The 21,300-nt window shown below is 33.3% G+C and carries 25 protein-coding genes; all 25 read left to right on the top strand.

Annotation, left to right across the window (positions count from 1 at the left end; all coding sequences use genetic code 11):
- Nucleotides 1-10 precede the first annotated feature (10 nt).
- The 25 genes from FLACOL7796_RS13895 to FLACOL7796_RS13780 all read left to right on the top strand — a co-directional run bounded on the left by FLACOL7796_RS13895 (nucleotide 11) and on the right by FLACOL7796_RS13780 (nucleotide 21,299).
- Nucleotides 11-1,144, top strand: a complete 1,134-nt coding sequence (locus FLACOL7796_RS13895; protein WP_173971363.1) for a beta-ketoacyl-ACP synthase III — start codon at nucleotides 11-13, stop codon at nucleotides 1,142-1,144.
- Nucleotides 1,144-1,575, top strand: coding sequence for a hypothetical protein (locus FLACOL7796_RS13890; protein ID WP_173971362.1), 432 nt, complete (start codon nucleotides 1,144-1,146; stop codon nucleotides 1,573-1,575). The genes FLACOL7796_RS13895 and FLACOL7796_RS13890 overlap by 1 nt, the downstream gene beginning before the upstream one ends.
- An 8-nt stretch (nucleotides 1,576-1,583) precedes the next feature.
- Nucleotides 1,584-2,045, top strand: a complete 462-nt coding sequence (locus tag FLACOL7796_RS13885; RefSeq protein ID WP_173971386.1) for an ABC transporter permease — start codon at nucleotides 1,584-1,586, stop codon at nucleotides 2,043-2,045.
- A gap of 49 nt (nucleotides 2,046-2,094) precedes the next feature.
- On the top strand, nucleotides 2,095-2,373 hold the full coding sequence (locus tag FLACOL7796_RS13880) for a hypothetical protein (RefSeq protein WP_232067379.1): 279 nt from the start codon (nucleotides 2,095-2,097) through the stop codon (nucleotides 2,371-2,373).
- A gap of 12 nt (nucleotides 2,374-2,385) precedes the next feature.
- A complete protein-coding gene (locus FLACOL7796_RS13875; RefSeq protein WP_173971360.1) occupies nucleotides 2,386-2,790 on the top strand; it encodes a hypothetical protein in 405 nt (134 codons plus the stop codon).
- A complete protein-coding gene (locus tag FLACOL7796_RS13870) occupies nucleotides 2,790-3,788 on the top strand; it encodes a BtrH N-terminal domain-containing protein (protein WP_173971359.1) in 999 nt (332 codons plus the stop codon). Before FLACOL7796_RS13875 ends, FLACOL7796_RS13870 begins: the two co-directional genes overlap by 1 nt.
- 4 nt (nucleotides 3,789-3,792) lie before the next feature.
- Nucleotides 3,793-4,545: an ABC transporter ATP-binding protein gene (locus tag FLACOL7796_RS13865; protein ID WP_173971358.1), complete on the top strand. Its 753-nt coding sequence runs from the start codon at nucleotides 3,793-3,795 to the stop codon at nucleotides 4,543-4,545.
- Nucleotides 4,535-5,824, top strand: a complete 1,290-nt coding sequence (locus tag FLACOL7796_RS13860) for an ABC transporter permease (protein WP_173971357.1) — start codon at nucleotides 4,535-4,537, stop codon at nucleotides 5,822-5,824. Before FLACOL7796_RS13865 ends, FLACOL7796_RS13860 begins: the two co-directional genes overlap by 11 nt.
- Complete coding sequence (locus FLACOL7796_RS13855; RefSeq protein ID WP_173971356.1) at nucleotides 5,799-6,248, top strand: acyl-CoA thioesterase; 450 nt, start codon at nucleotides 5,799-5,801, stop codon at nucleotides 6,246-6,248. The genes FLACOL7796_RS13860 and FLACOL7796_RS13855 overlap by 26 nt, the downstream gene beginning before the upstream one ends.
- 116 nt (nucleotides 6,249-6,364) lie before the next feature.
- A complete protein-coding gene (locus FLACOL7796_RS13850) occupies nucleotides 6,365-7,504 on the top strand; it encodes a beta-ketoacyl-[acyl-carrier-protein] synthase family protein (protein WP_173971355.1) in 1,140 nt (379 codons plus the stop codon).
- Complete coding sequence (locus FLACOL7796_RS24685; protein ID WP_199885847.1) at nucleotides 7,501-8,037, top strand: hypothetical protein; 537 nt, start codon at nucleotides 7,501-7,503, stop codon at nucleotides 8,035-8,037. The genes FLACOL7796_RS13850 and FLACOL7796_RS24685 overlap by 4 nt, the downstream gene beginning before the upstream one ends.
- Nucleotides 8,028-8,654 carry a hypothetical protein gene (locus FLACOL7796_RS13845; protein WP_173971354.1) on the top strand — a complete coding sequence of 209 codons (627 nt, stop codon included), beginning with the start codon at nucleotides 8,028-8,030 and terminating at the stop codon, nucleotides 8,652-8,654. The genes FLACOL7796_RS24685 and FLACOL7796_RS13845 overlap by 10 nt, the downstream gene beginning before the upstream one ends.
- A gap of 79 nt (nucleotides 8,655-8,733) precedes the next feature.
- Entirely contained in the window at nucleotides 8,734-9,351 is a 618-nt protein-coding gene (locus FLACOL7796_RS13840; RefSeq protein WP_173971353.1) for a 3-oxoacyl-ACP synthase, read from the top strand.
- A 2-nt stretch (nucleotides 9,352-9,353) separates the two neighbouring features.
- Complete coding sequence (locus FLACOL7796_RS13835) at nucleotides 9,354-9,611, top strand: phosphopantetheine-binding protein (protein WP_017496902.1); 258 nt, start codon at nucleotides 9,354-9,356, stop codon at nucleotides 9,609-9,611.
- A gap of 129 nt (nucleotides 9,612-9,740) precedes the next feature.
- Nucleotides 9,741-10,937 carry a beta-ketoacyl-[acyl-carrier-protein] synthase family protein gene (locus FLACOL7796_RS13830; protein ID WP_173971352.1) on the top strand — a complete coding sequence of 399 codons (1,197 nt, stop codon included), beginning with the start codon at nucleotides 9,741-9,743 and terminating at the stop codon, nucleotides 10,935-10,937.
- A gap of 1 nt (nucleotide 10,938) precedes the next feature.
- Complete coding sequence (locus FLACOL7796_RS13825) at nucleotides 10,939-12,000, top strand: beta-ketoacyl synthase N-terminal-like domain-containing protein (protein WP_173971351.1); 1,062 nt, start codon at nucleotides 10,939-10,941, stop codon at nucleotides 11,998-12,000.
- Nucleotides 11,997-12,779: a polysaccharide deacetylase family protein gene (locus FLACOL7796_RS13820; RefSeq protein ID WP_173971350.1), complete on the top strand. Its 783-nt coding sequence runs from the start codon at nucleotides 11,997-11,999 to the stop codon at nucleotides 12,777-12,779. The genes FLACOL7796_RS13825 and FLACOL7796_RS13820 overlap by 4 nt, the downstream gene beginning before the upstream one ends.
- A gap of 114 nt (nucleotides 12,780-12,893) precedes the next feature.
- Nucleotides 12,894-13,520, top strand: a complete 627-nt coding sequence (locus tag FLACOL7796_RS13815) for an outer membrane lipoprotein carrier protein LolA (RefSeq protein WP_173971349.1) — start codon at nucleotides 12,894-12,896, stop codon at nucleotides 13,518-13,520.
- Nucleotides 13,486-14,121: a hypothetical protein gene (locus FLACOL7796_RS13810; protein ID WP_173971348.1), complete on the top strand. Its 636-nt coding sequence runs from the start codon at nucleotides 13,486-13,488 to the stop codon at nucleotides 14,119-14,121. Before FLACOL7796_RS13815 ends, FLACOL7796_RS13810 begins: the two co-directional genes overlap by 35 nt.
- A gap of 36 nt (nucleotides 14,122-14,157) precedes the next feature.
- Complete coding sequence (locus FLACOL7796_RS13805) at nucleotides 14,158-14,763, top strand: porin family protein (RefSeq protein ID WP_173971347.1); 606 nt, start codon at nucleotides 14,158-14,160, stop codon at nucleotides 14,761-14,763.
- Nucleotides 14,763-15,377, top strand: a complete 615-nt coding sequence (locus FLACOL7796_RS13800; protein WP_173971346.1) for an outer membrane beta-barrel protein — start codon at nucleotides 14,763-14,765, stop codon at nucleotides 15,375-15,377. Before FLACOL7796_RS13805 ends, FLACOL7796_RS13800 begins: the two co-directional genes overlap by 1 nt.
- A gap of 12 nt (nucleotides 15,378-15,389) precedes the next feature.
- Nucleotides 15,390-15,761, top strand: coding sequence for a 3-hydroxyacyl-ACP dehydratase (locus FLACOL7796_RS13795; protein WP_173971345.1), 372 nt, complete (start codon nucleotides 15,390-15,392; stop codon nucleotides 15,759-15,761).
- A 2-nt stretch (nucleotides 15,762-15,763) separates the two neighbouring features.
- The gene (locus tag FLACOL7796_RS13790) at nucleotides 15,764-16,249 is read left to right on the top strand and encodes a hypothetical protein (protein WP_173971344.1); all 486 of its coding nucleotides are present in this window, start codon (nucleotides 15,764-15,766) and stop codon (nucleotides 16,247-16,249) included.
- 18 nt (nucleotides 16,250-16,267) lie between these two features.
- Complete coding sequence (locus FLACOL7796_RS13785; RefSeq protein ID WP_173971343.1) at nucleotides 16,268-17,455, top strand: DUF2062 domain-containing protein; 1,188 nt, start codon at nucleotides 16,268-16,270, stop codon at nucleotides 17,453-17,455.
- A gap of 163 nt (nucleotides 17,456-17,618) precedes the next feature.
- Entirely contained in the window at nucleotides 17,619-21,299 is a 3,681-nt protein-coding gene (locus FLACOL7796_RS13780; RefSeq protein WP_173971342.1) for a 1-acyl-sn-glycerol-3-phosphate acyltransferase, read from the top strand.
- Nucleotide 21,300 lies beyond the last annotated feature (1 nt).

Raw genomic sequence — 21,300 nt, 5'->3', positions numbered from 1 at the left:
AAATTAGATTATGTTTGAAGTATATATTACCAAAGCCGCAAAGTATTTGCCAAATGAAGCTATTTCGAATGATGAAATGGAAGATTATTTAGGACTCATTAATGATGCCGCTTCTAAAGCAAGACGCATTATTTTGCGCAATAATAAAATCACAAGTCGTTATTACGCCATAGATAAAACAGGAAAAAGTACCCATAATAATGCTGAGTTAACAAAAAATGCTGTTGTACAATTGTTTGATGAAAACTTTACGGCACAAGATCTTGAAGTATTATCCTGCGGAACCTCAACACCTGACGTTTTCTTACCTTCGCACGCCGCGATGGTTCACGGATTATTAAAAAATAAATCGGTAGAATTAAATTCATCAACTGGTGTTTGTTGCGCCGGAATGAATTCCTTAAAATTTGGTTTTCTTTCTATAAAATCAGGAAACTCTCAAAATGCGATTTGTACCGGATCAGAAAAAGTTTCAAGCTGGCTAAATGCTCAAATGTACAATCACGAAGCAGCCAATCTAAAAAGCCTTGAAGAGCAGCCAATTATTGCTTTCAAAAAAGATTTTTTACGTTGGATGTTATCTGACGGAGCCGGAGCTTTTTTATTAGAAAATAAACCAAGAGGCCCAATTTCTCTAAAAATCGAATGGATGGAAGCTTTTTCATATGCTTATGAATTAGAAACTTGCATGTATGCCGGTGGTGATAAATTAGAAAATGGCGAAATTAAGTCATGGAGTGATTATAAGCCGGAACAATGGTTAAACGAATCGGTTTTTGCCATTAAACAAGACGTAAAATTATTGGATGAATTTATACTTTCTAAAGGAGCTGAAAGTATGAGCGATGCCATGTCTAAAAATAATATTAGTTCAGATCAGGTCGATTATTTTATTCCTCACGTTTCTTCTAACTTTTTTGTTGAAGGATTAAAAAAAGGATTAGCTGAAAGAGGAATCGGAATGGAAGATGAAAAATGGTTTATGAACCTTTCGAGAGTAGGAAATGTAGGTTCTGCCTCTATTTACCTGGCGCTGGAAGAATTGATGAATTCAGGAAATTTAAAAAAAGGAGATCGTATTCTTTTATCAGTTCCTGAAAGTGGAAGATTCTCGTTTGCATATGCTTATTTAACAGTTTGCTAATGGAGACGACATTACTTTTAGAAAAAGAAGCTGTTGAAAATTTACTGCCGCAAAAGTTTCCTTTTGTTATGGTAGATAAAATGTATTCGTTTACAGAAACCTCATTAATAGCAGGATTAGAAATTAAAAACGACAACATTTTTTTTAACAATGATACTTTTCTGGAAGCAGGTTTAATCGAACATATGGCACAATCAGTGGCTTTGCATACTGGTTATCAATTCTTCTTAAAAAACGAAACAGCTCCAACAGGATATATTGGTTCTATTAAAGAAATTGAAATTAAAAAACTGCCAAAAATTAATGATACAATTCAATCTACCGTAACCATTTTGCAGGAATTTGCAGGAATAACTTTGGTAGATGTTGTGACTTATTTAAACAATGAAGAAATTGCTAACGGACAAATGAAAACTGTTTTAGCGAAATGATAGCAGGAATGAAAACCGGAGTCGACATACAAAACTATTTACCGCACCGGGCGCCAATGCTTATGGTGGATTTAATTTTGGATATAGATTCTAATTTTGTAGAAACAACTTTCCTGATCAAAAAAGATAATATTTTTATAGATAATAACATTTTTATCGAAGCAGGTTTAATCGAAAACACCGCGCAAACCTGTTCGTCTATAGTAGGTAAAAAGTATTTTTTTGAAGAAGACGGAACAGAAAATGAAAACGTAAATGTTCTTGGTTTTATCAGTGCGATAAAAAACCTTAAAATACATTTACTGCCAAAAGTGGGTGATACAATTATTACCAAAGCAACTTTGGTTTCAAAATTTGAAGGCGATGATTATACTTTATGCACGATGCACTGCGAAAGTTTATGGGGACATAAATTACTTCTAGAATGCGAAATTAATTTATTCATTCAAAAGATAAATTCAATCATGTAATAATTTAAACATGGATTTTAAAAAGATATCCTTTCATGTTTTAATACGAATGGCAATTTTAGTATTATTGCTAGGAAGTCTTTTTCTTATTTGGAGTTTTTCATACGATCCTCATAAACATTGTGAAGAAGATATGCACCGACACGTTGATGGTGGTTTAGGATTATTTATTGTAAGTTTCCTCATTATCCTAATGTATTGTATCGGTTTATTTACTGAAATGATTTATTTATTTATCAAAAAAAGAAAAAAAATAGCTTTTGCAAATTTGGGAATTTTAGCAGTTTTAGCTTTTATAATAGCTGCTTTTATGTTCGGAATATCATAGTTTAAAGACAATATGGAAAAAGAAAAAGTACCACAAGATAAAAGCAACTTAACAAAAAACAACGTTAAAGAACTTTTGTATGCTACCGATGCGGATGGCAATTATACAACAACTCTAAGTACCGGCTGGGAACCTAAAACCATCGCACTTTCAAATTCAATAGACGAAATAAACGAACGCATTGCCGAAGCAAAAATGCAAGTCGAAATTGGCGAAGTAAGTCCGATTTGTTATTATATGGAAGTCAACAAAATGGATCTTACTATCTTATCAAGTTATGTTGGAATGTGGAAATGGCGCGTAAAAAGACATTTTAAACCTACCGTTTTTGCCAAATTAAGCGATTCGATCCTAAAAAAATATGCCGATGCTTTTGAGATTTCAATAGCAGAATTAAAAAATATTAAAACAGAGTAATGCAAACTAATTTTACACATCATCAAGCTGCCCATTGCGAGAACGGAGTAGCCTCGAATTTGCTAAAAAATAGCGGACTCAACATCAGCGAACCTATGGTTTTTGGTATTGGCTCCGGGCTTTTCTTTGTATACTTACCTTTTTTAAAAGTCAATTATGCACCCGCAATTAGTTACAGAACTTTGCCGGGACAAATTTTTAATAAACTAGCCAAGCGTTTAAATCTTAAAATAAAAAGACAAAAATTTTCTTCGACAACCAATGCAAATAAAGCGTTAGACGAAAATTTAAAAAATAATATTCCAACCGGATTACAAGTTGGAGTTTATCATTTGAGTTATTTTCCGGATGAATATCGCTTTCATTTCAACGCGCACAATTTAGTCGTTTACGGAAAAACTGAAACGGATTATTTGGTGAGCGATCCAGTTATGGAAACTGTTACAACTTTAACGCACGACGAATTAGACAAAGTACGTTTTGCCAAAGGCGCTTTTGCTCCAAGAGGACAAATGTATTATCCAATTCAGATTCCGGCAGCTGTTGATTTAAAAAGTGCCATTATAAAAGGAATTAAAAATACGTGTCGAGATATGCTGGCGCCAATGCCTATTATTGGTGTACGCGGAATTAAATTCGTATCGAAACAAATCAGAAAATGGCCTGTAAAACACGGAACCAAAAAAGCCAATCATTATCTGGCGCAAATGGTACGTATGCAGGAAGAAATAGGAACCGGTGGCGGAGGATTTCGTTTTATATATGCTGCTTTTTTACAAGAAGCTTCGGTTATTTTAGGTAATGAAGAATTGAAAGTGCTTTCTAAAGAAATGACACAAATTGGAGATTCATGGCGTGATTTTGCTGTAGAAGCTTCAAGAATTTACAAAAACCGAAGTGCCAAAGAAGATGCTTACAACGCCATTGCTGATGAACTTTTGAGCATTGCCAATCGAGAAGAAATCTTTTTCAAAAAATTAAAAAAAGCCATTAGCTAATATATTGAAACCCATTATAAAAATAGAATCCCTTTCGAAAAAGTACAAAGATGCCGACCAGTATTCTTTGAACGATGTTTCGCTGGAAATAAATGAAGGTCAGATTTTTGGATTATTAGGCCCGAATGGCGCCGGAAAAACCACTTTGATCTCTATGCTTTGCGGATTGATAAAACCAACTTCAGGACATTTTACAATTGATGATCTGAACTACACGCATCATTCATCTAAAATAAAAAAAATTATAGGAGTTGTTCCTCAGGAATATGCTTTATATCCAACTTTGACAGCCAGAGAAAATTTGCATTATTTCGGGAGTATGTACGGCTTAAAAGGTTCTTACTTAAAAGATAAAGTAATCGAAACTTTAGATCTTTTGGGATTATTAAAATTCGCAGACAAACGTATCGAAACTTTTTCGGGCGGAATGAAACGAAGAGTCAATTTAATTGCCGGAATTCTGCACAATCCAAAAGTGTTATTTTTAGATGAACCAACTGTTGGTGTCGATGTACAATCTAAAAATGCGATTATCGATTATTTAAAAGTTTTAAACCAAAACGGAACTACGATTATTTATACCTCTCATCATTTGGCTGAAGCCGAAGATTTCTGTACCCATATTGCCATTCTCGACCGAGGCAGGATTTTTGCACAAGGAACACCATCAAGTTTAATTGCTTCTACAGAAAAAGCACAAAATCTTGAAGAAGTTTTTATTTCATTAACCGGTAAAGATTTTAGAGATGGTCAATAAAATTTGGATGTCGGTTGTAAAAGAATTTCTCCTCCTCAAACGAGATTTAGGCGGATTAATTATTTTATTTATCATGCCGCTGGTTTTAGTAATCACGGTAACTTTAATACAAGACAGTACTTTTAAAACGATTAGCGACAATAAAATTCCGATTTTATTGGTCGATAACGATCAAGGTTCTGTATCTAAAACGGTTTTTGATAATCTCGAAAAAAGCAATTTGTTTAGCGTTGATACTCAAATTGACAATAAACCTATTACTGAAGAAGTGGCGAAAGAAGCCGTTTACAAAGGAAAATTTCAGTTGGCGATTATAATTCCGAAAAACCTAAGCGTTGATTTGCAAACCAAAATCGATCAGAATGTTGAGAACATCATCAGCAAAATGGGCTTAGTAGAAACGGATACCACAGCGCAAGCAGAAAAACCTAAAGTAATCAAAGAAAAAGAAGTGAAATTGTATTTTGATCCAGCGGTTCAAATGAGTTTCAAAAATGCCGTGATGAGTTCGATTGATAAGATGATTTCTCAAATCGAAACCAAATCAATTTACACCACTTTTCAAAACCAATTAGGAGAAGGAACCGCTGAATTTGAGCAAAAAAGTTTTATTACTTTCAAAGAAATAATTCCGAAAATCAATAACAAAGAAGTTCGACCAAACTCGGTACAGCACAACGTTCCGGCCTGGACACTTTTTGCCATATTTTTTATCGTTATTCCGTTGTCTATTAATATTGTAAAAGAAAAATCGCAAGGAACATTCGTTCGATTATTGACCAATCCGGTTTCTAATCTGGTGGTAATTATAGGTAAAACCATTACCTATTCGGTCATTTGTATGATTCAGTTTTATATGATGGTTGCCGTTGCTGTGTTTTTATTTCCGCATATTGGTTTACCTTCTTTAAATATCGAAGGGCATTTATTTTTAATGAGCGTCGTTGCTTTATTCTCTGGTTTTGCTGCCATAGGTTTCGGAATTTTATTAGGAACCATAGCAAGCACACAAGAACAATCAGCACCGTTTGGCGCAACAAGTGTACTGATTCTGGCCGCTGTTGGCGGTGTTTGGGTGCCTGTTTTTGCAATGCCAACCATTATGCAATATATCGCAAAATCGTCACCAATGAATTGGGGATTAGAAGCTTTCTACGATGTATTATTGCGAAACGTATCTTTCCTTGAAATCATCCCAAAAATAAGTTTGTTATTTTTGTTCTTCATTATCACAACATCCATTGCCTTATTTTATGACAAAAAGAAAAGAACAGTATAACGAAGCCACTGCCCTAACCGTCTCTCACGAAATCAGAATTCGTTTTAACGAAACTGATCCGCTTGGAATCGTTTGGCATGGCAATTACATTACCTATTTTGAAGATGGACGTGAAGCCTTTGGCCGCCAACACGGACTTACGTATTTAGACATTGGAGAAACTGAATACACAACTCCAATTGTAAAATCGAAATGCGAACACAAATTGTCTTTGCGTTACGGCGATGTGGTAACCATAGAAACAACGGTTGTAGATACACCGGCCGCCAAAATGATTTACCGTTTTAAAATTATAGATGCAAAAGGCGAAGTTGCCTGCACGGGCGAAACTGTCCAGGTATTTTTAGATAAAGAAGGAAATCTAATGCTGACAAATCCTCCTTTCTACGAAGAATGGAAACGAAAAGTGGGATTGATAAAGTAAAAATTGAAATACGAATTACACCCATTTTCACGAATTACAAATTAATAAAAATCCGTGTAAATTTGTTTAATCCGTGAAATCTGTGGGCTATTTAGAAGCCAAGAAATAAAGATAAAATGATAAGAGAAGTATATATCACCGAAACCAATTGTATCACCCCTTTAGGATTTGATGTTCAATCGAATGTCGAAGCGATCTTGCATGGCGATTCTGGAATTCAATTGCATGAAGATGCTTCTTTAATGCCAATACCATTTTATGCTTCTATTATTAATGATGAAAAAATAAACAGTGCTTTTGCAAAAATAAGCGCTCAAACAAAATATACTCGTTTAGAGAAAATGATGATTTTGGCTTTAGAGCCAATTATCAAAAAATCAGGGATTGGATTCAACTCAAAAACTGCTTTTATACTTTCGACCACAAAAGGAAATGTTACGGCTTTAAAAGAGAATTCAGAAGAGAGTTTCAACAGTGCGCATTTAGATGTTTTAGCTCAAAATGTTGCCGATTTCTTTCAATTCAAAACACAACCAATTGTAGTTTCGAATGCTTGTGTTTCTGGAATTTTAGCTGTTTCGGTGGCGAAGAGAATGATTCAGTCTGAATTGTATGATAACGTTTTTGTTATTGCAGGAGATGAAGTTTCAGAATTTGTTTTATCTGGATTTAATTCTTTTCAAGCAATGAGCGATTCACCTTGTAAACCGTATTCTAAAAACAGAACCGGTGTAAGTTTAGGCGAAGCAACCGCTGCTGCTTTAATTTCGGCGGAAGCCAAAAACGCCAAAATAAAAGTAATTGGTGACAGTTCTATAAATGATGCCAATCATATTTCGGGTCCTTCAAGAACAGGCGAAGGTTTGTTTAGAAGTATACAAAATGCTTTGAAAGAAGCCCAAATAGAAGTGGACAAAATCGATTATATTTCAGCACACGGAACTGCAACTCCGTTCAACGACGAAATGGAAGCCATTGCACTAAATCGCTTAAGTTTACAAAATGTTCCCATCAATAGTTTAAAAGGATTTTATGGTCATACTTTAGGCGCTTCGGGATTGTTGGAAACGGTAATTGGGATTGAATCCGTAAATCAAAATATACTTTTTGAATCGAAAGGTTTTGATGAAATTGGAGTTAGTGAAGCTATTAGTATTATTGAGAAAAATAAAGAAGCGAATATTGATTATTTTTTAAAAACAGCTTCTGGTTTTGGCGGTTGTAATACGGCTGTGGTTTTTGAAAAGATGAAATGAGAAATTTAAAAAACTTAGATATCGAGAAAAGTATAGCCAAAAGCAAACTGGTCTATTCTGAAAGCTGGTTTGATATATTTGACACCATAATTCTTTTTGTGTTTTTTAGCTTTGGATTTATTTGTCCTTTTTTAGTTTATTACGATCCATACCGAGATCATTCAAAAACGGGAACCGAATATTATCTTCTGTTTTTGGGGAGTCTCTTTTTTGCTTATGCAATTTATCGAAAGGCGACTGAAAAACATCTTACAAAAATTGTAAGCAAATATAATGCTGAAAAAAATAGAACAATTATTACTGAATATTGTAAGAAATTAGGGTTTGAGAGAGCTGCAAATTCAAAAGAAATAATAATTTATAACAAATCAGACAATTACGGAATTAGTAGTTTATACAAGTCAAGCAGGATATTTATTCTAGACAAAAATAACATTTATATAACAATGATTAAAAAAGGTTATAAAACAAATTTTCCTGTTCTTTTTTCACAGTTACTTTTAAAAGCGGACATTAAAAAGTTATGTCAATAACATTTATGAAATTATCAAAATTCATATTTATAACACTAATTCTTCTTTCCTCTTTTGGATGTAAAAAGAAAGAAGTGTCTGAATCTGATTTTGAAAAAGAGGTAATGAATAGTGTCTTTCTGGAAATTGTAGATTCAATTTATATGGATCGAAGAACAATGCATCCGCCTCCAATGCCAAGATTAGATTTTAAAACAAATAAAGAAGATACGATCGGTTATCATGATAAATTAAAAAGATATCAAGTTGAACAAGACAGTATTAAAAATGATAAAAACAGAATTTTAATTGGTGTTTATGATTATGTAGTAAACAATAAAATTAGAAATGAAAAATTTGATTTGACTCCTTTTAAAAATAATAAAAAGTTTGATTTTCAATATACGTCTAAATTTCCTGAAGAAATATATTGGGACATAAACGACAAAAAAAGCAAAATGCCTGTTGGAACAATTCAAATTTCTAATATTCAGTTTAATAAAACCAAAACTTCCGGCACTATATCTGCCAGTGCTTCATGCGGTGGAGGAAAATGTGGAAGAGGATTTGAAATTACAATTGAAAATAAATCTGGAGAATGGCATATTAAAAATATTGTTCATACTTGGGTTTCTTAAAAAAATCACAGATTGAGTAGTGTAATTTAAACCCAAAATAATCTGTGCCAATTTGTGGAATTAGTGTTAAATTAAAATAATGACTCAAAGTAAAACTCACATACAATCCTACATCACCATTCAAAACAACGAAATTGTTTTGAACGGAACTTCTATATTCAAAACTGAACCAACCGATTTCGGGGATTTCTCGAAACAAGCGTATCGTAATTTTGACATTCAATACCCGAAGTTTTTCAAAATGGATGCTTTGAGCAAACTGGCTTTTTTAGGATCTGAATTGCTTTTGAGTCCGATAACTTCAACTGAACAAGAGAATAATATTGCTTTGGTTTTGGCCAATAAATCATCGAGTTTAGATACCGATGTAAAATATCAGGAATCGATTTCCGACAAAGAAAACTACTTTCCGAGTCCGGCGGTTTTTGTTTACACGTTGCCAAATATTTGTTTGGGCGAAATAAGTATTCGTCATCAACTGAAAAGTGAAAATTCTTTCTTTATATTTGAGGACTTTAACACTGAATTTATGTCGAATTACTCGGATATTCTTCTGAATACGAATAAAGCAGACATGGTTCTTTGCGGTTGGGTAGAATTTTTTAATGACAGTTATAAAGCGTTTCTTTGCACGATTAGCAAAGACGAAAACGCAACATATAAAAACGAAAATATCAATACATTATATAATAAATAATCATGGAAGCATTAAAAGAAGAATTAAAAAATAAAATCATTACCACTCTTAACCTTGAAGATATCGCAATCGAAGATATTGCTGATAATGATCCTTTGTTTGGAGATGGTTTAGGTTTAGACTCAATTGATGCACTTGAATTGATCGTTATTTTAGATAAAGATTACGGAATTAAATTAGTAGATCCGAAAGAAGGAAAAACAATTTTCCAGTCGATCGAAACTATGGCAGCTTATATTAGCGCTAACAGAACGAAGTAAGACTTCTTAGACTGGCTTAGATTTTTAGACTTTTTAGACTAAAAACTGTCTAAATCCAGAAATCAAAAATCTAAGCAAGTCTAAAATCTAAGAAATCTAAGCAAGTCTAAAAATCTAAGAAGTCTAAAAATGAAAGGTGTTGCAATAACGGGAATGGGAATTATCTCTTCGATTGGAAATTCAGTCGAAGAAAATTATATTTCGTTGATCGAAAATAAAATTGGTATTTCTCGTATCACAAATATTTCGACGGTTCATGCGGATGTTATTAAAGTAGGCGAAATCAAAAAAACCAACGAAGAATTGGTTGATGAATTGAATCTTACAGAAGATAATAACTTTTCGAGAACGGCAATGATCGCAACTTTGGCAGCAAAACAAGCTGTTGAAAATGCAGGAATTACATCGATAAACGAATTTAGAACCGGACTTATTTCGGCTACAAGTGTAGGCGGAATGGACATGACCGAAAGACATTATTACGATTATTTTAAACATCCTGAACTGGTAAAATATATTGCCTGTCATGACGGTGGCGATGTTGCAGAAAAAATTGCCGAAGAACTGGGTTTAAAAGGAATGGTTACCACAATTAGTACGGCTTGTTCGTCTGCAGCAAACTCGATAATGTTGGGAGCAAGATTGATTAAAACCGGAAAACTAGATCGCGTTATTGTTGGCGGAGCCGATGGTTTGGCAAAATTTACGATTAACGGATTTAAGACTTTGATGATTTTATCAGACGATTTCAACAAACCTTTTGACAATGAACGCAAAGGATTAAACCTGGGCGAAGCAGCGGCATATTTGGTTTTAGAATCGGATGAAATTGTAGAGAAACAAAATAAAAAAGTGTTGGCAAGAGTTTCCGGTTACGGAAATGCAAACGACGCTTTTCATCAAACCGCTTCTTCAGAAAATGGTGATGGCGCTTATTTGGCGATGAAAAAAGCTTTTGAAGTCTCGGGTTTAAAACCTTCCCAAATTGATTATATCAACGTACACGGAACGGCAACTCCAAACAACGATTTATCTGAAGGAAGAGCATTGTTGAGAATTTATCAGGACGAAAAAGTGCCTGATTTTAGTTCGACAAAACCTTTTACCGGACATACTTTGGCTGCAGCTGCTGCAATTGAAGCGGTTTACAGTGTTTTGGCGATTCAGAATAATGTGGTTTATCCAAATTTGAATTTCGAAAACCCGATGGAAGAATTTGATTTACAACCTCAAACTGCTGTAAAGAACAAAAATATCGAACACGTTTTATCCAACTCTTTTGGTTTTGGAGGAAATTGTTCAACCCTTATATTTTCAAAAAGCTAAAATGAAGAAAACATATATAAATGGAGTAGGTTGTATTTCGACTCAAAAAACATTTGATACTGTTTTTTTAGAAGAAGCCGTTGTCAATCATGATCAAAATGTTTTGGCGATTGTTCCTCCGGTTTACAAAGATTATATTTCTCCAGCCGCAAGCCGCAGAATGGCAAAAGGCGTAAAAAACGGAATCGTAGCTTCGGCTCTGGCAATGAAAGATGCCAATGTCGAAAAAGTAGATGCGATCATTACCGGAACAGGTTTAGGATGCATCGAAGATTCTGAAAAATTCCTTAAAAGTATTCTCGATAATAACGAAGAATTTTTAACGCCAACTTCTTTTATTCAATCTACACATAATACTGTTGGTGCGCAAATCGCTCTTTTACAACAATGTAAAGGGTATAATTTTACGTATGTAAATGGCGCTGTTTCTTTTGAGTCGGCTTTATTAGATGCTAAAATGCAAATCGAAGAAGACGAAGCACAATCGGTTTTAATAGGCGGAGTTGATGAAAATGGAGATTATACTACTGCCCTTTTTAAGCTTTCCGGTCGTATAAAAGAAGACAACAAAGCACCTTATGATGTTTTAACTTCTACAACAAGCGGTGCGGTTTATGGTGAAGGCGCCAGTTTTTTTGTATTAGAAAATGAACGAAAAGACCATACGTACGCAGAAGTTCTGGATATCGCAATTGTAAATACACTTGCAGAAAACGAGATTGAAGCTGAAATCAAATCTTTTTTGAAATCGAATAATTTAGAAATTTCAGACATTGATGCTTTGGTTTTAGGTTTTGACGGAAATGTAGCTTTCGAAAATTATTATAGAAATCTTGCTGAAAATGCTTTCTCAGAAACTCCTGTTTTATATTACAAACATTTAAGCGGCGAATACGATACTGCTTCGGCTTTTGCTTTATGGATGGCAGCTAAAATTTTAAAAACACAGGAAATTCCGGAAATCATAAAAGTAAATTCGGTTGAAAAGCCAGTTTATAAAACCATTTTATTATACAATCAATTAAACGGAAAAAACCATAGTTTTACGTTAATCACAAAATGATAACGCACAAAAACATATCACTATTTTTTGTTTTTTTATTGCTTTTATTATTTCTTCTGAATTTTTATGTAGCAATAAACATATGGTGGTTTGTTGTTGTAATTTTAATTTGGTTAGGAATTAATGCTTTTGGTTCTTCCCGAATTTCATCTAATTATCATGTAAAAGCTTTCTGTAATAATCCGTTAGAAACAGAAAAAAAAATTGCTCTTACGTTTGATGACGGACCAAGCACTTTTACTTTGGATGTTTTAGAACTGCTGAAAAAATATGATGTAAAAGCCACTTTCTTTTGCATCGGAAAAAACATCGAAGCACATCCTGAAATCTTAAAACAAATCATTGCCGCCGGTCATTTGGTTGGGAATCATTCGTACAGTCATTCTAAGTTTTTTGATTTTTATAATGCTGAAAAGATTCAGGAAGAAATTGAAAAAACAGATGAACTTCTGGAAAAATATACTTCAAAAAAAATAAACTTCTTTCGTCCGCCTTACGGAGTTACAACTCCTTCGATCAGAAGAGCTTTAAAAAAAACCAAACATAAAGTAATTGGCTGGAATATTCGATCGCTCGACGGCGGAACAAAAAATCAGGAATTAATTTTCAACCGAATTATAAAACGCGTTTCTCCCGGCGGAATTGTACTTTTGCACGACACGGCATCACACTCCGTTTTGGTATTGGAACAGTTTTTGCAATTTTTACAGCAAAACAATTATAAAGTGATTTCGATTGAGGAACTTTTGAATCTTAAAGCTTATGAAATAGAACGCTGATTAAACGGATTCGCTAAAGCGAAAACGCTGATTAGAGCGGATTTTATGAAATTAAAAATTCGTGGAAATTGGTGTAATTCGTGGCAGTATAATAAGCATAATTCTTAAAAAAATATGAAAACTAAAATAGCTCTACTAATTCTATTTATATCAGGCAGTTTGTTTGCTCAGGAACAAAAAATGACAGATGCTGAAGTTGCTACTTTCAAACAAGATGTAAATGTAGTATCGAAAAAAATCAAAACCTTAAGTACTGATTTTGTTCAGTATAAACATTTAGATTTTTTATCGAAAGACATTGAAACTTCGGGAAAAATGGTTTTTAAGGAACCTGCGCTACTTCAATGGCAATATAAAAAACCATACAATTATAGCATTGTTTTCAAAAACGGAAAAATCCTGATTAACGACGAAGGCAAAAAAAGTGCGGTTGATATTGGCAACAGCAAAATCTTTGGCCGAATCAACAAATTAATCGTTGGCAGCGTAAGCGGAAATATGTTTGACGATAAAGAATTTACGATATCTTATTTTAAATTGAAAGGTCAAAATCTGGCGAAATTTATTCCGAAAGATGCGACGTTGAAGAAATACATCAAACAAATCGAATTGACTTTCGATAAAGAAGAAGCAACTGTGGTTCAGGTAAAACTATTAGAATCATCTGAAGATTATACCAGAATTGTACTTAAAAATAAAGTGATCAATGCAAAAATCGACGATTCAGTTTTTAATAATTAATTGCTTTCTAGCGCTAGTATTTGTTTCTTGTGGCTCGGTCACAAAAAATTATACTCCAAAAAAATTAGACAAAACGTCTTATGAAGTTCCCTATTTTTCAGATTCAAAAACAGATTATGTTTATAAAACGAATATAACGGTTTACGGAAATGAAATCAGCGGAATTTTCATCGCCAAGAAAATAAACGATACAACACACCGAATTGTTTTTACAACAGAATTCGGAAATAAATTAATGGATTTTGAAATTTCGGATACCGATTTTAAAGTCAATTCGATTGTATCAGAATTAGATCGAAAAATCCTGATTAATACGCTAAAAGAAGATTTTCGATTGTTGCTAAAAAAAGACTATCAGATTCAGGAACAATTTGAAAATGATTCAGCTGACATTTATAAATCAAAGGATGGAAAACGAGACAATTATCTTTTCATCTCAAAAAAGGATCATCGATTAGAAAAGATCGTTCATTCGTCTCAAACAAAAGAAAAATTTACGCTGACATTTAGTTCAGAAAACAATATTTTTGCCGAAAAGATTCAGATTATTCATCAGAATATTAAATTGAAAATTGAATTGAACTATTTCAAATCTGAATAAAATTTAAACTAATCATAAACTTTAAATCAAACCTAAATGAAAAAATTAACCGTAATTGCTTTTGTTTTATTTATCGGACTTACATCATCAATAGCACAAGTGAGCGTTAGTCCAGGATTTCGCGGAGGTTTAAATTTATCTACATTAACTAATATTGATGATAATAGAACTAAAACCGATTTTTATATTGGTGGATTAGTGAACATTAAATTTAATAAATATTTTTCGTTACAGCCTGAGATAACTTATTCAAGACAAGGTGATAAAGGGAGAGAATATTTTGGAAACGGATACAATTACCGCTATGTAAATTATGAATTAAATTACCTAACACTTGGTGCGGTTGCAAAATTTAATATTGGCGGTCAGGGATTTCACCTTTTGGGAGGTCCGTCTTTCGATTTTAAAATTTCTGATAATTATATCAACAGCAGTCCTGAAAGTTTTGACCTTGCCATTGTTGGAGGCGTTGGATATACACTTCGAAATGGATTAACGTTTGAAGCAAGATTAAAACAAGGTTTAGTTGATATTTATGGCTACGACGGAGTTGAGTATGACGATAATGGTTATCGCTATAATGATCTTATCCTGAATCAGGTTTTTCAGATTGGTATTAGTTACACTTTTAAAGTAAAATAATGTATAAAAAGAAATTAGCGATTGCCGTATTCCTTTTTTTTGCAATCACAAACATACAAGCTCAAGTAACTTTTAAGCCTGGTTTAAGAGCAGGTTTAAGTCTTTCGACAGTTTCTGAAATGCATGCCAACTACAGACCTGACTTTTATATTGGTGGCTTTGGAGAAATAAACTTAACGAAACGATATGCTTTACAGCCCGAAATAAATTACATCAGACAAGGATCTAATAATGTTGCCCGTAATTTTATTGATCCCGATACGCAAACAGAAAGAACGGTTCATCAGGATTTACAAATGAGTTATTTATCTGTTGCACTGCTTAACAAATTAAAATTTGCTCAGTTTCAGGTTCAGTTTGGGCCGGCTTTAGATGTTCTTTTAAGCGACAATTTAGCTTTTAGAAAAACATACAATGATCTTTCGTTTGTTACAGGTGTTGCTTATAAAATGCCTTCTGGTCTTGGTTTTGAATTTAGATTTAAAAAAGGTTTATTAGATGTTTTAGACAGCGATTACTATCATAATAATTCTAATAATCATTACTTTTTTGGCGATTATAATACTAATATCAATTTTCAAATAGGTATTTCTTACTCTTTTGAAACGAAATAAAAAATTACAAATATGGTTTTAAAAGACTTTTATAAAGTGCTTTCAGAAGAAAAAACAGGAGATGCTAAATATAATATTCGTATATTAGTTAATGCCAATCATGAGGTTTTTGAAGGACATTTTCCCGGAAACCCAATTATGCCGGGCGTTTGCATGATTCAGATTATTAAAGAACTTACAGAATCAATCACAAAAAGTTCGTTGATGATACAAACACTGACCAATGTAAAATTCATGGCCTTAATTAATCCGGAAACAAATCCTGAATTGCGTTTAGAACTTGATATAACAACCACAGAAGATGATTTGGTAAAGGTGAAAAACACCACATATTTTAACGATACCGTTGCTTTAAAATTAAGCAATATGTATAAAAAATTATAACTATGAAATTACTATTGTCAATACTTCTATGGATAAACTTTGCCGGAAACCCCGACTTAGCCTCTATCCGAAAAATTTATCCTGATGTGGCAAAATCAGAAGCAAATGCTAAAGATTTTACCGAAAAACTTTCCGGGATTTCAAACAACGATGATAAAATTTTAGTGGCTTACAAAGCGGCTTCAATTTTAGTAGATTCTAAATTTCAAAATATTGTTGGAAGCAAAATTTCTCGTTTTAAAGAAGGTGCAAAACTTCTTGAAGCGACTTTAAAAAGTGACCCGAACAATATCGAAATCAGAATGATTCGATTGAGTATTCAGGAAGATGTTCCTGGAATTACGGGTTATAAAAAGAACATCAAAGAAGATAAAAAATTCATTACCGATCATTATGCCGAGCAAAGTGGTGTTTTAAAAGAATACCTAAAAGACTTTGTTTTGCAATCTAAAAGTTTCTCTGAAAAAGAGAAACAATTTGTGAAGTAGGTAAAGAAAAAAATCCCCATGCAACCAACTTTATCTCAGCAGCAATTACTTGATTCAATCAATTTTTGTGTTATTGTGCCGACGTACAATAATCACAAAACGTTGAAAAAAGTGCTGGATTCTATTTTAGATTTCACATCAAATATTATTATCGTCAATGACGGTTCAACAGATACTACGAACGAAATTTTAAAACAATATTCGGAGCTTACTCAAATTCATCATCCTCGAAATATAGGAAAAGGAAGAGCGCTCCGAAATGGTTTTAGAAAAGCAATCGAAATGCATTTTGAATACGCCATCACAATCGATTCTGACGGACAACATTTTGCATCTGATATTCCTAATTTTATTGAAGAAATTCAAAAAGAACCCAATTCTCTTTTGATTGGAAGCCGGAATATGACACAGGAAAATGTACCGAAGAAAAGTAGTTTTGGTAATAAATTTTCGAATTTCTGGTTTAAGTTCGAAACCGGAATTGTACTCGAAGACACACAATCCGGGTTTAGATTATATCCGTTAAAGTTAATTCCGAAACAATTTTATACCAATAAATTTGAGTTCGAAATTGAAGTTATTGTGCGATCGGCATGGAAAGGAATTGTGGTTAAAAACATCCCGATCCAGATTTTGTACGATCCCGCAGAACGTGTTTCGCATTTTCGACCATTTAAAGATTTTACCCGAATTAGTATTCTAAATACGGTTTTGGTTCTCAATGCTTTGTTGTACATTAAACCGCGAGATTTTTTTAAAAGAGCAAAAAAAAAAGGTTTTAAAAAATTCTTTCTTGAAGATATTTTAGAAAGTTCCGACTCTAATTTCAAAAAATCAGCCGCAATTGCTTTGGGTATTTTTATCGGGATTTCTCCGTTTTGGGGATTTCAAACCGTTTTGCTTTTTACTTTTGCCGCTTTGTTCAGGCTCAATAAAGTCATTGCTTATCTGGCTTCGAATGTGAGTTTTCCGCCTTTCATCCCTTTTGTTATTTACGGTTCTCTAAAAATGGGAAGTTACTTTGTATCGAATGATGCGCCGCTAATTTTAGATAGTTCGGTTACGCTCGATGATATTCAAAAAAATGCGACACAATATATCGTGGGAAGTCTTATTTTAGCATCCGTTTTGGCACTGACTTTTGGTCTTATAAGTTATTTACTTTTAACCGCTTTTAGTTCTAAGAACAAAACAAATATTACGTAAAAGTTTGCCACAGATTAAAGGATTAAAATGATTTTTACATCCAGTTTGTCAGGCTGAGCGAAGTCGAAGCCCACGTCCAATTGGAGCGCCCTTCGACTTCGCTCAGGGTGACAAACTAAAACTAATCTTTTTAATCTGTGGCAAAAGAAAATAATAAATAATTATGCATCACTATTTCTACGCCATTCATTTATTTGTAAACCGACAAAAAACTTTATCGGTTGCTTTGGCTATTTTGATGCTTTTTGGTTTTGGATTCTTTGCGTCTCAAATTAAGTTTGAAGAAGACATTACCAAACTTATTCCAACAAACGATAAAGCTGATGTTACGGCAAAAGTCCTGAAACAACTTAATTTCGCGGATAAAATCACTGTTATTTTCAAACTTGATAAAAACGGTTCTGAAGAAGATTTAAAAGAAATGGCAACTGTTTTTTCTGATAGCGTTTCTAAATCCTGCAAACCTTACATAACCGGAATTCAGGGTAAAATCGACGAAGAAAACATTCAGGAAACAATAGATTTTGTTTACAATAATTTGCCTCTTTTTTTAGAGAATAAAGATTATGCTGCGATTCAGAATAAACTTCAAAAAGACAGTATTGCCGCAACCGTTCAGGGAAATTATAAATCGATTATTTCTCCATCCGGATTTGTAACCAAAGATTTTATTCTGCAAGATCCGCTTGGAATTTCATTTATCGCTTTAAAAAAATTACAGCAATTAAATATTGGCGACGATTTTACGCTCAACAATGGTTTTGTAATGACCAAGGACAAAACAAAATTATTGCTTTTTATAACTTCAAATTTGCCTTCGAGCGAAACCGAAAAGAACACGATTTTTGTAAATAAACTAAAATCGATTCAGGAAAATCTAAATCAGAAATTCAAAGGCAAAACTTCGATTAGTTATTTTGGTTCGGCTTTGATTGCAGTTGCCAATGCAGATCAAATTAAAAGCGATATTATTTTAACGACCACAATCGCGATGATCACGCTAATGCTGATCTTGATTTTGTTTTATCGCAAAATATTGATTCCGTTAATTATTTTTCTTCCAACGGTTTTTGGCGCTTTGTTCGCCGTAGCTTTTTTATATTTTGTAAAAGAACAAATTTCAGCAATTTCTCTCGGAATTGGATCGATCCTGTTAGGAATCACAATCGATTATTCGATACATATTCTCACGCATTACAAACATAACAGCGATGTAAAAACTTTGTACAAAGACATTACAATGCCTGTAATTATGAGCAGTTCTACAACGGCTGTTGCTTTTTTATGTTTGCTTTTTGTAAAATCTGATGCTTTAAATGATCTCGGAATTTTCGCTGCCGTAATTGTTATGGCAACCGGAATCTTCTCGCTTTTGATTGTTCCGCATTTGTATAAACCGAAAGAAAATAATTTTGAACATAAGAAAAATGTCATTGATAAACTGGCACATTTCTCCTTTCATAATAATAAATACCTGATTGGTTTTTGCGTTTTAATTACAATCGTTTGTTCTTTTACATATAATAATGTGGGCTTCAATAATGATTTATCGCAATTGAATTTTGTTCCAAAAGAAATTAAAGCCGCCGAAAAAGATCTGGAAGAAAGCACGAGTTTAACATCAAAAACGATTTATCTGGCTTCGTACGGAAAAAGTATGGAAGAAGTTTTGCAAAACAATAGCCTACTTTTTACCGATTTATCAAAAGAAAAACAAACGAATAAAATATTGAATTTCAGTTCTGTTGGCGGAATTATGCTTTCGCAAAAAGAACAACAACAAAAAATAGACAAATGGAATTCGTTTTGGGATGCCAATAAAAAGCAAGTTCTACAATCTGAATTGATTGCCGAAGGTTCAAAACTAGGTTTTAAACCCTCAACATATTCGACTTTTTACGATCATTTAGACTATAATTTCAAACCTATTTCGGCACAAGAATATCTAAAAGTTCAGGATCTGCAACTAAAGGAATTTGTAACCGAGAAGAATGGTTTCTTCACGATTTCGACTTTAGTAAAAGTTACGCCTGAGCAACGAGATGCTTTTGTGAAATCGGCTTCCGCCAAAAATAATCTGATTGCGATTGATCGTCAGCAAATGAATGAAACATTCTTCAGCACTTTAAAAACCGATTTTAATTCGCTGGTTAATTATTCGTTTGTGGCTGTAATTCTGATTTTGTTTTTCTTTTTCCGCAGAGTCGAATTGGTCATCGTAAGTTGTATCCCGATTGCCTTAACCGGAATTGTAACGGCAGGAATTATGGGCATTTTTGGTATTCAAATGAACATTTTTAGTTTGATTGTTTGTACGCTGATTTTTGGTCACGGTGTCGATTTTAGTATTTTCATGACGAGTGCACTTCAAAAAGAATATACTAACGGAAAAAACGAAATTGCGATTTACAGAACGTCAATAATTCTGGCAGTTATCACAACCATTTTAGGAATTGGTGCCATGATTTTTGCCCATCATCCGGCGTTGCGTTCGATCTCATCTGTTTCCTTGATTGGGGTTTTTGCCGCGTTGATTATTACGTTTATTTTCTACCCGATTCTTTTTAAATTATTCATATCCAATCGTGCGAAAAAAGGAAATGCTCCTTTCGAGTTACGAAGCTTTATACACGGTATTATTTCGTTTACCTACTACGGACTTGGCGGTATTTTGATGTCACTTTTTAGCATCACCATAATGCCGATTCTCCCAATAAACGAAAAAAAGAAAATGAAAGGATTTCGATATTTCATTTCAAGATTCATGAATTCGGTTTTATATTCGAATCCGTTTTTGCATAAAAAAGTCCTCAATAAGTTTAATGAAAACTTCGAAAAACCAGCCATCATAATTGCCAATCATTCTTCGTTTATCGATATTCTGGCAATGGGAATGTTGAGTCCTAAAATTATATTTCTTGTAAACGACTGGGTTTACAACTCTCCTATTTTTGGCGGAACGGTTAGAAAAGCAGGGTTTTATCCGGTTTCTGAAGGAATCGAAGGCGGTGTTGAACATCTGCGTCAGAAAGTAAATGAAGGATATTCATTGATGATTTTTCCGGAAGGAACCCGTTCAGAAAGTAATCAGATCAAGCGTTTTCATAAAGGTGCTTTTTATCTTGCCGAAGAATTTAATCTGGATATTGTTCCGGTTTTAATTCATGGCGCATCAGAAGCAATTCCAAAAGGCGATTTTGTCATTCATCATAGTCATCTTACCTTATCTATTTTAGAAAGAATTACGCCTGATAATCTTTCTTACGGGAAAAATTATGCCGAAAGAACAAAACTGTTAAGCGCTTATTTTAAAGAAGAATTTCATAAAGTGCGTCAACAACTAGAAGGCCCTGATTATTTCAAAAAAATGCTAATTCATAGTTACGATTACAAAGAAATTGAAATTATAAATGCTGTCAAAAACGATTTAAAAGAGAATCTCGAAACATATTATCAGCTTAACAAGCATCTTTCGGCGAAAGCCAAAATATTGCACTTAGCCAATGATTACGGACAATTAGACGTTTTATTGACTTTGCAGGAACCACAACGAAAAGTAATTTCTTTTATTTCTGATGAAGAAAAAGTCGCGGTTGCCAAAACGAATTATTTCCTCGTAAAGAGAAAAATTTCTTATCCCGATCATCTCAAATTGGCTTTAGAAAATCAATACGATGTTGTTTTAATTTCTGATGAAAGTTATGCAAGCGATCTGGAGAAAATCATTGCTACTACATCTTGCGTTATTTTAATTAATAGTTCAGGTTTAAAAAACACATTAATTAACTTTGGTTTTCAATCTGTTTTAGACGAAAATTCTATAATCGTATTAAAGAAAAACTAGC

The sequence above is a fragment of the Flavobacterium bizetiae genome (assembly GCF_902804475.1).
GTDB lineage: Bacteria > Bacteroidota > Bacteroidia > Flavobacteriales > Flavobacteriaceae > Flavobacterium > Flavobacterium bizetiae.
Note: the sequence above shows the minus strand (reverse complement) of the source record. Positions and strands in the feature narration are given on the sequence as shown.

Excerpts from the sequence above, each read along its gene's own strand:
- FLACOL7796_RS13795 (WP_173971345.1), top strand. The coding sequence starts at position 15,390 with ATGGTTTTAAAAGACTTTTATAAAGTGCTTTCAGAAGAAAAAACAGGA.
- FLACOL7796_RS13780 (WP_173971342.1), top strand. The coding sequence starts at position 17,619 with ATGCATCACTATTTCTACGCCATTCATTTATTTGTAAACCGACAAAAA.
- FLACOL7796_RS13835 (WP_017496902.1), top strand. The coding sequence starts at position 9,354 with ATGGAAGCATTAAAAGAAGAATTAAAAAATAAAATCATTACCACTCTT.
- FLACOL7796_RS13785 (WP_173971343.1), top strand. The coding sequence starts at position 16,268 with ATGCAACCAACTTTATCTCAGCAGCAATTACTTGATTCAATCAATTTT.
- FLACOL7796_RS13880 (WP_232067379.1), top strand. The coding sequence starts at position 2,095 with ATGGCAATTTTAGTATTATTGCTAGGAAGTCTTTTTCTTATTTGGAGT.
- FLACOL7796_RS13855 (WP_173971356.1), top strand. The coding sequence starts at position 5,799 with ATGACAAAAAGAAAAGAACAGTATAACGAAGCCACTGCCCTAACCGTC.
- FLACOL7796_RS13845 (WP_173971354.1), top strand. The coding sequence starts at position 8,028 with ATGTCAATAACATTTATGAAATTATCAAAATTCATATTTATAACACTA.
- FLACOL7796_RS13820 (WP_173971350.1), top strand. The coding sequence starts at position 11,997 with ATGATAACGCACAAAAACATATCACTATTTTTTGTTTTTTTATTGCTT.
- FLACOL7796_RS13830 (WP_173971352.1), top strand. The coding sequence starts at position 9,741 with ATGAAAGGTGTTGCAATAACGGGAATGGGAATTATCTCTTCGATTGGA.
- FLACOL7796_RS13840 (WP_173971353.1), top strand. The coding sequence starts at position 8,734 with ATGACTCAAAGTAAAACTCACATACAATCCTACATCACCATTCAAAAC.
- FLACOL7796_RS24685 (WP_199885847.1), top strand. The coding sequence starts at position 7,501 with ATGAGAAATTTAAAAAACTTAGATATCGAGAAAAGTATAGCCAAAAGC.
- FLACOL7796_RS13805 (WP_173971347.1), top strand. The coding sequence starts at position 14,158 with ATGAAAAAATTAACCGTAATTGCTTTTGTTTTATTTATCGGACTTACA.
- FLACOL7796_RS13825 (WP_173971351.1), top strand. The coding sequence starts at position 10,939 with ATGAAGAAAACATATATAAATGGAGTAGGTTGTATTTCGACTCAAAAA.
- FLACOL7796_RS13890 (WP_173971362.1), top strand. The coding sequence starts at position 1,144 with ATGGAGACGACATTACTTTTAGAAAAAGAAGCTGTTGAAAATTTACTG.
- FLACOL7796_RS13810 (WP_173971348.1), top strand. The coding sequence starts at position 13,486 with ATGCAAAAATCGACGATTCAGTTTTTAATAATTAATTGCTTTCTAGCG.
- FLACOL7796_RS13790 (WP_173971344.1), top strand. The coding sequence starts at position 15,764 with ATGAAATTACTATTGTCAATACTTCTATGGATAAACTTTGCCGGAAAC.
- FLACOL7796_RS13860 (WP_173971357.1), top strand. The coding sequence starts at position 4,535 with ATGGTCAATAAAATTTGGATGTCGGTTGTAAAAGAATTTCTCCTCCTC.
- FLACOL7796_RS13815 (WP_173971349.1), top strand. The coding sequence starts at position 12,894 with ATGAAAACTAAAATAGCTCTACTAATTCTATTTATATCAGGCAGTTTG.
- FLACOL7796_RS13875 (WP_173971360.1), top strand. The coding sequence starts at position 2,386 with ATGGAAAAAGAAAAAGTACCACAAGATAAAAGCAACTTAACAAAAAAC.
- FLACOL7796_RS13850 (WP_173971355.1), top strand. The coding sequence starts at position 6,365 with ATGATAAGAGAAGTATATATCACCGAAACCAATTGTATCACCCCTTTA.
- FLACOL7796_RS13800 (WP_173971346.1), top strand. The coding sequence starts at position 14,763 with ATGTATAAAAAGAAATTAGCGATTGCCGTATTCCTTTTTTTTGCAATC.
- FLACOL7796_RS13885 (WP_173971386.1), top strand. The coding sequence starts at position 1,584 with ATGAAAACCGGAGTCGACATACAAAACTATTTACCGCACCGGGCGCCA.
- FLACOL7796_RS13895 (WP_173971363.1), top strand. The coding sequence starts at position 11 with ATGTTTGAAGTATATATTACCAAAGCCGCAAAGTATTTGCCAAATGAA.
- FLACOL7796_RS13870 (WP_173971359.1), top strand. The coding sequence starts at position 2,790 with ATGCAAACTAATTTTACACATCATCAAGCTGCCCATTGCGAGAACGGA.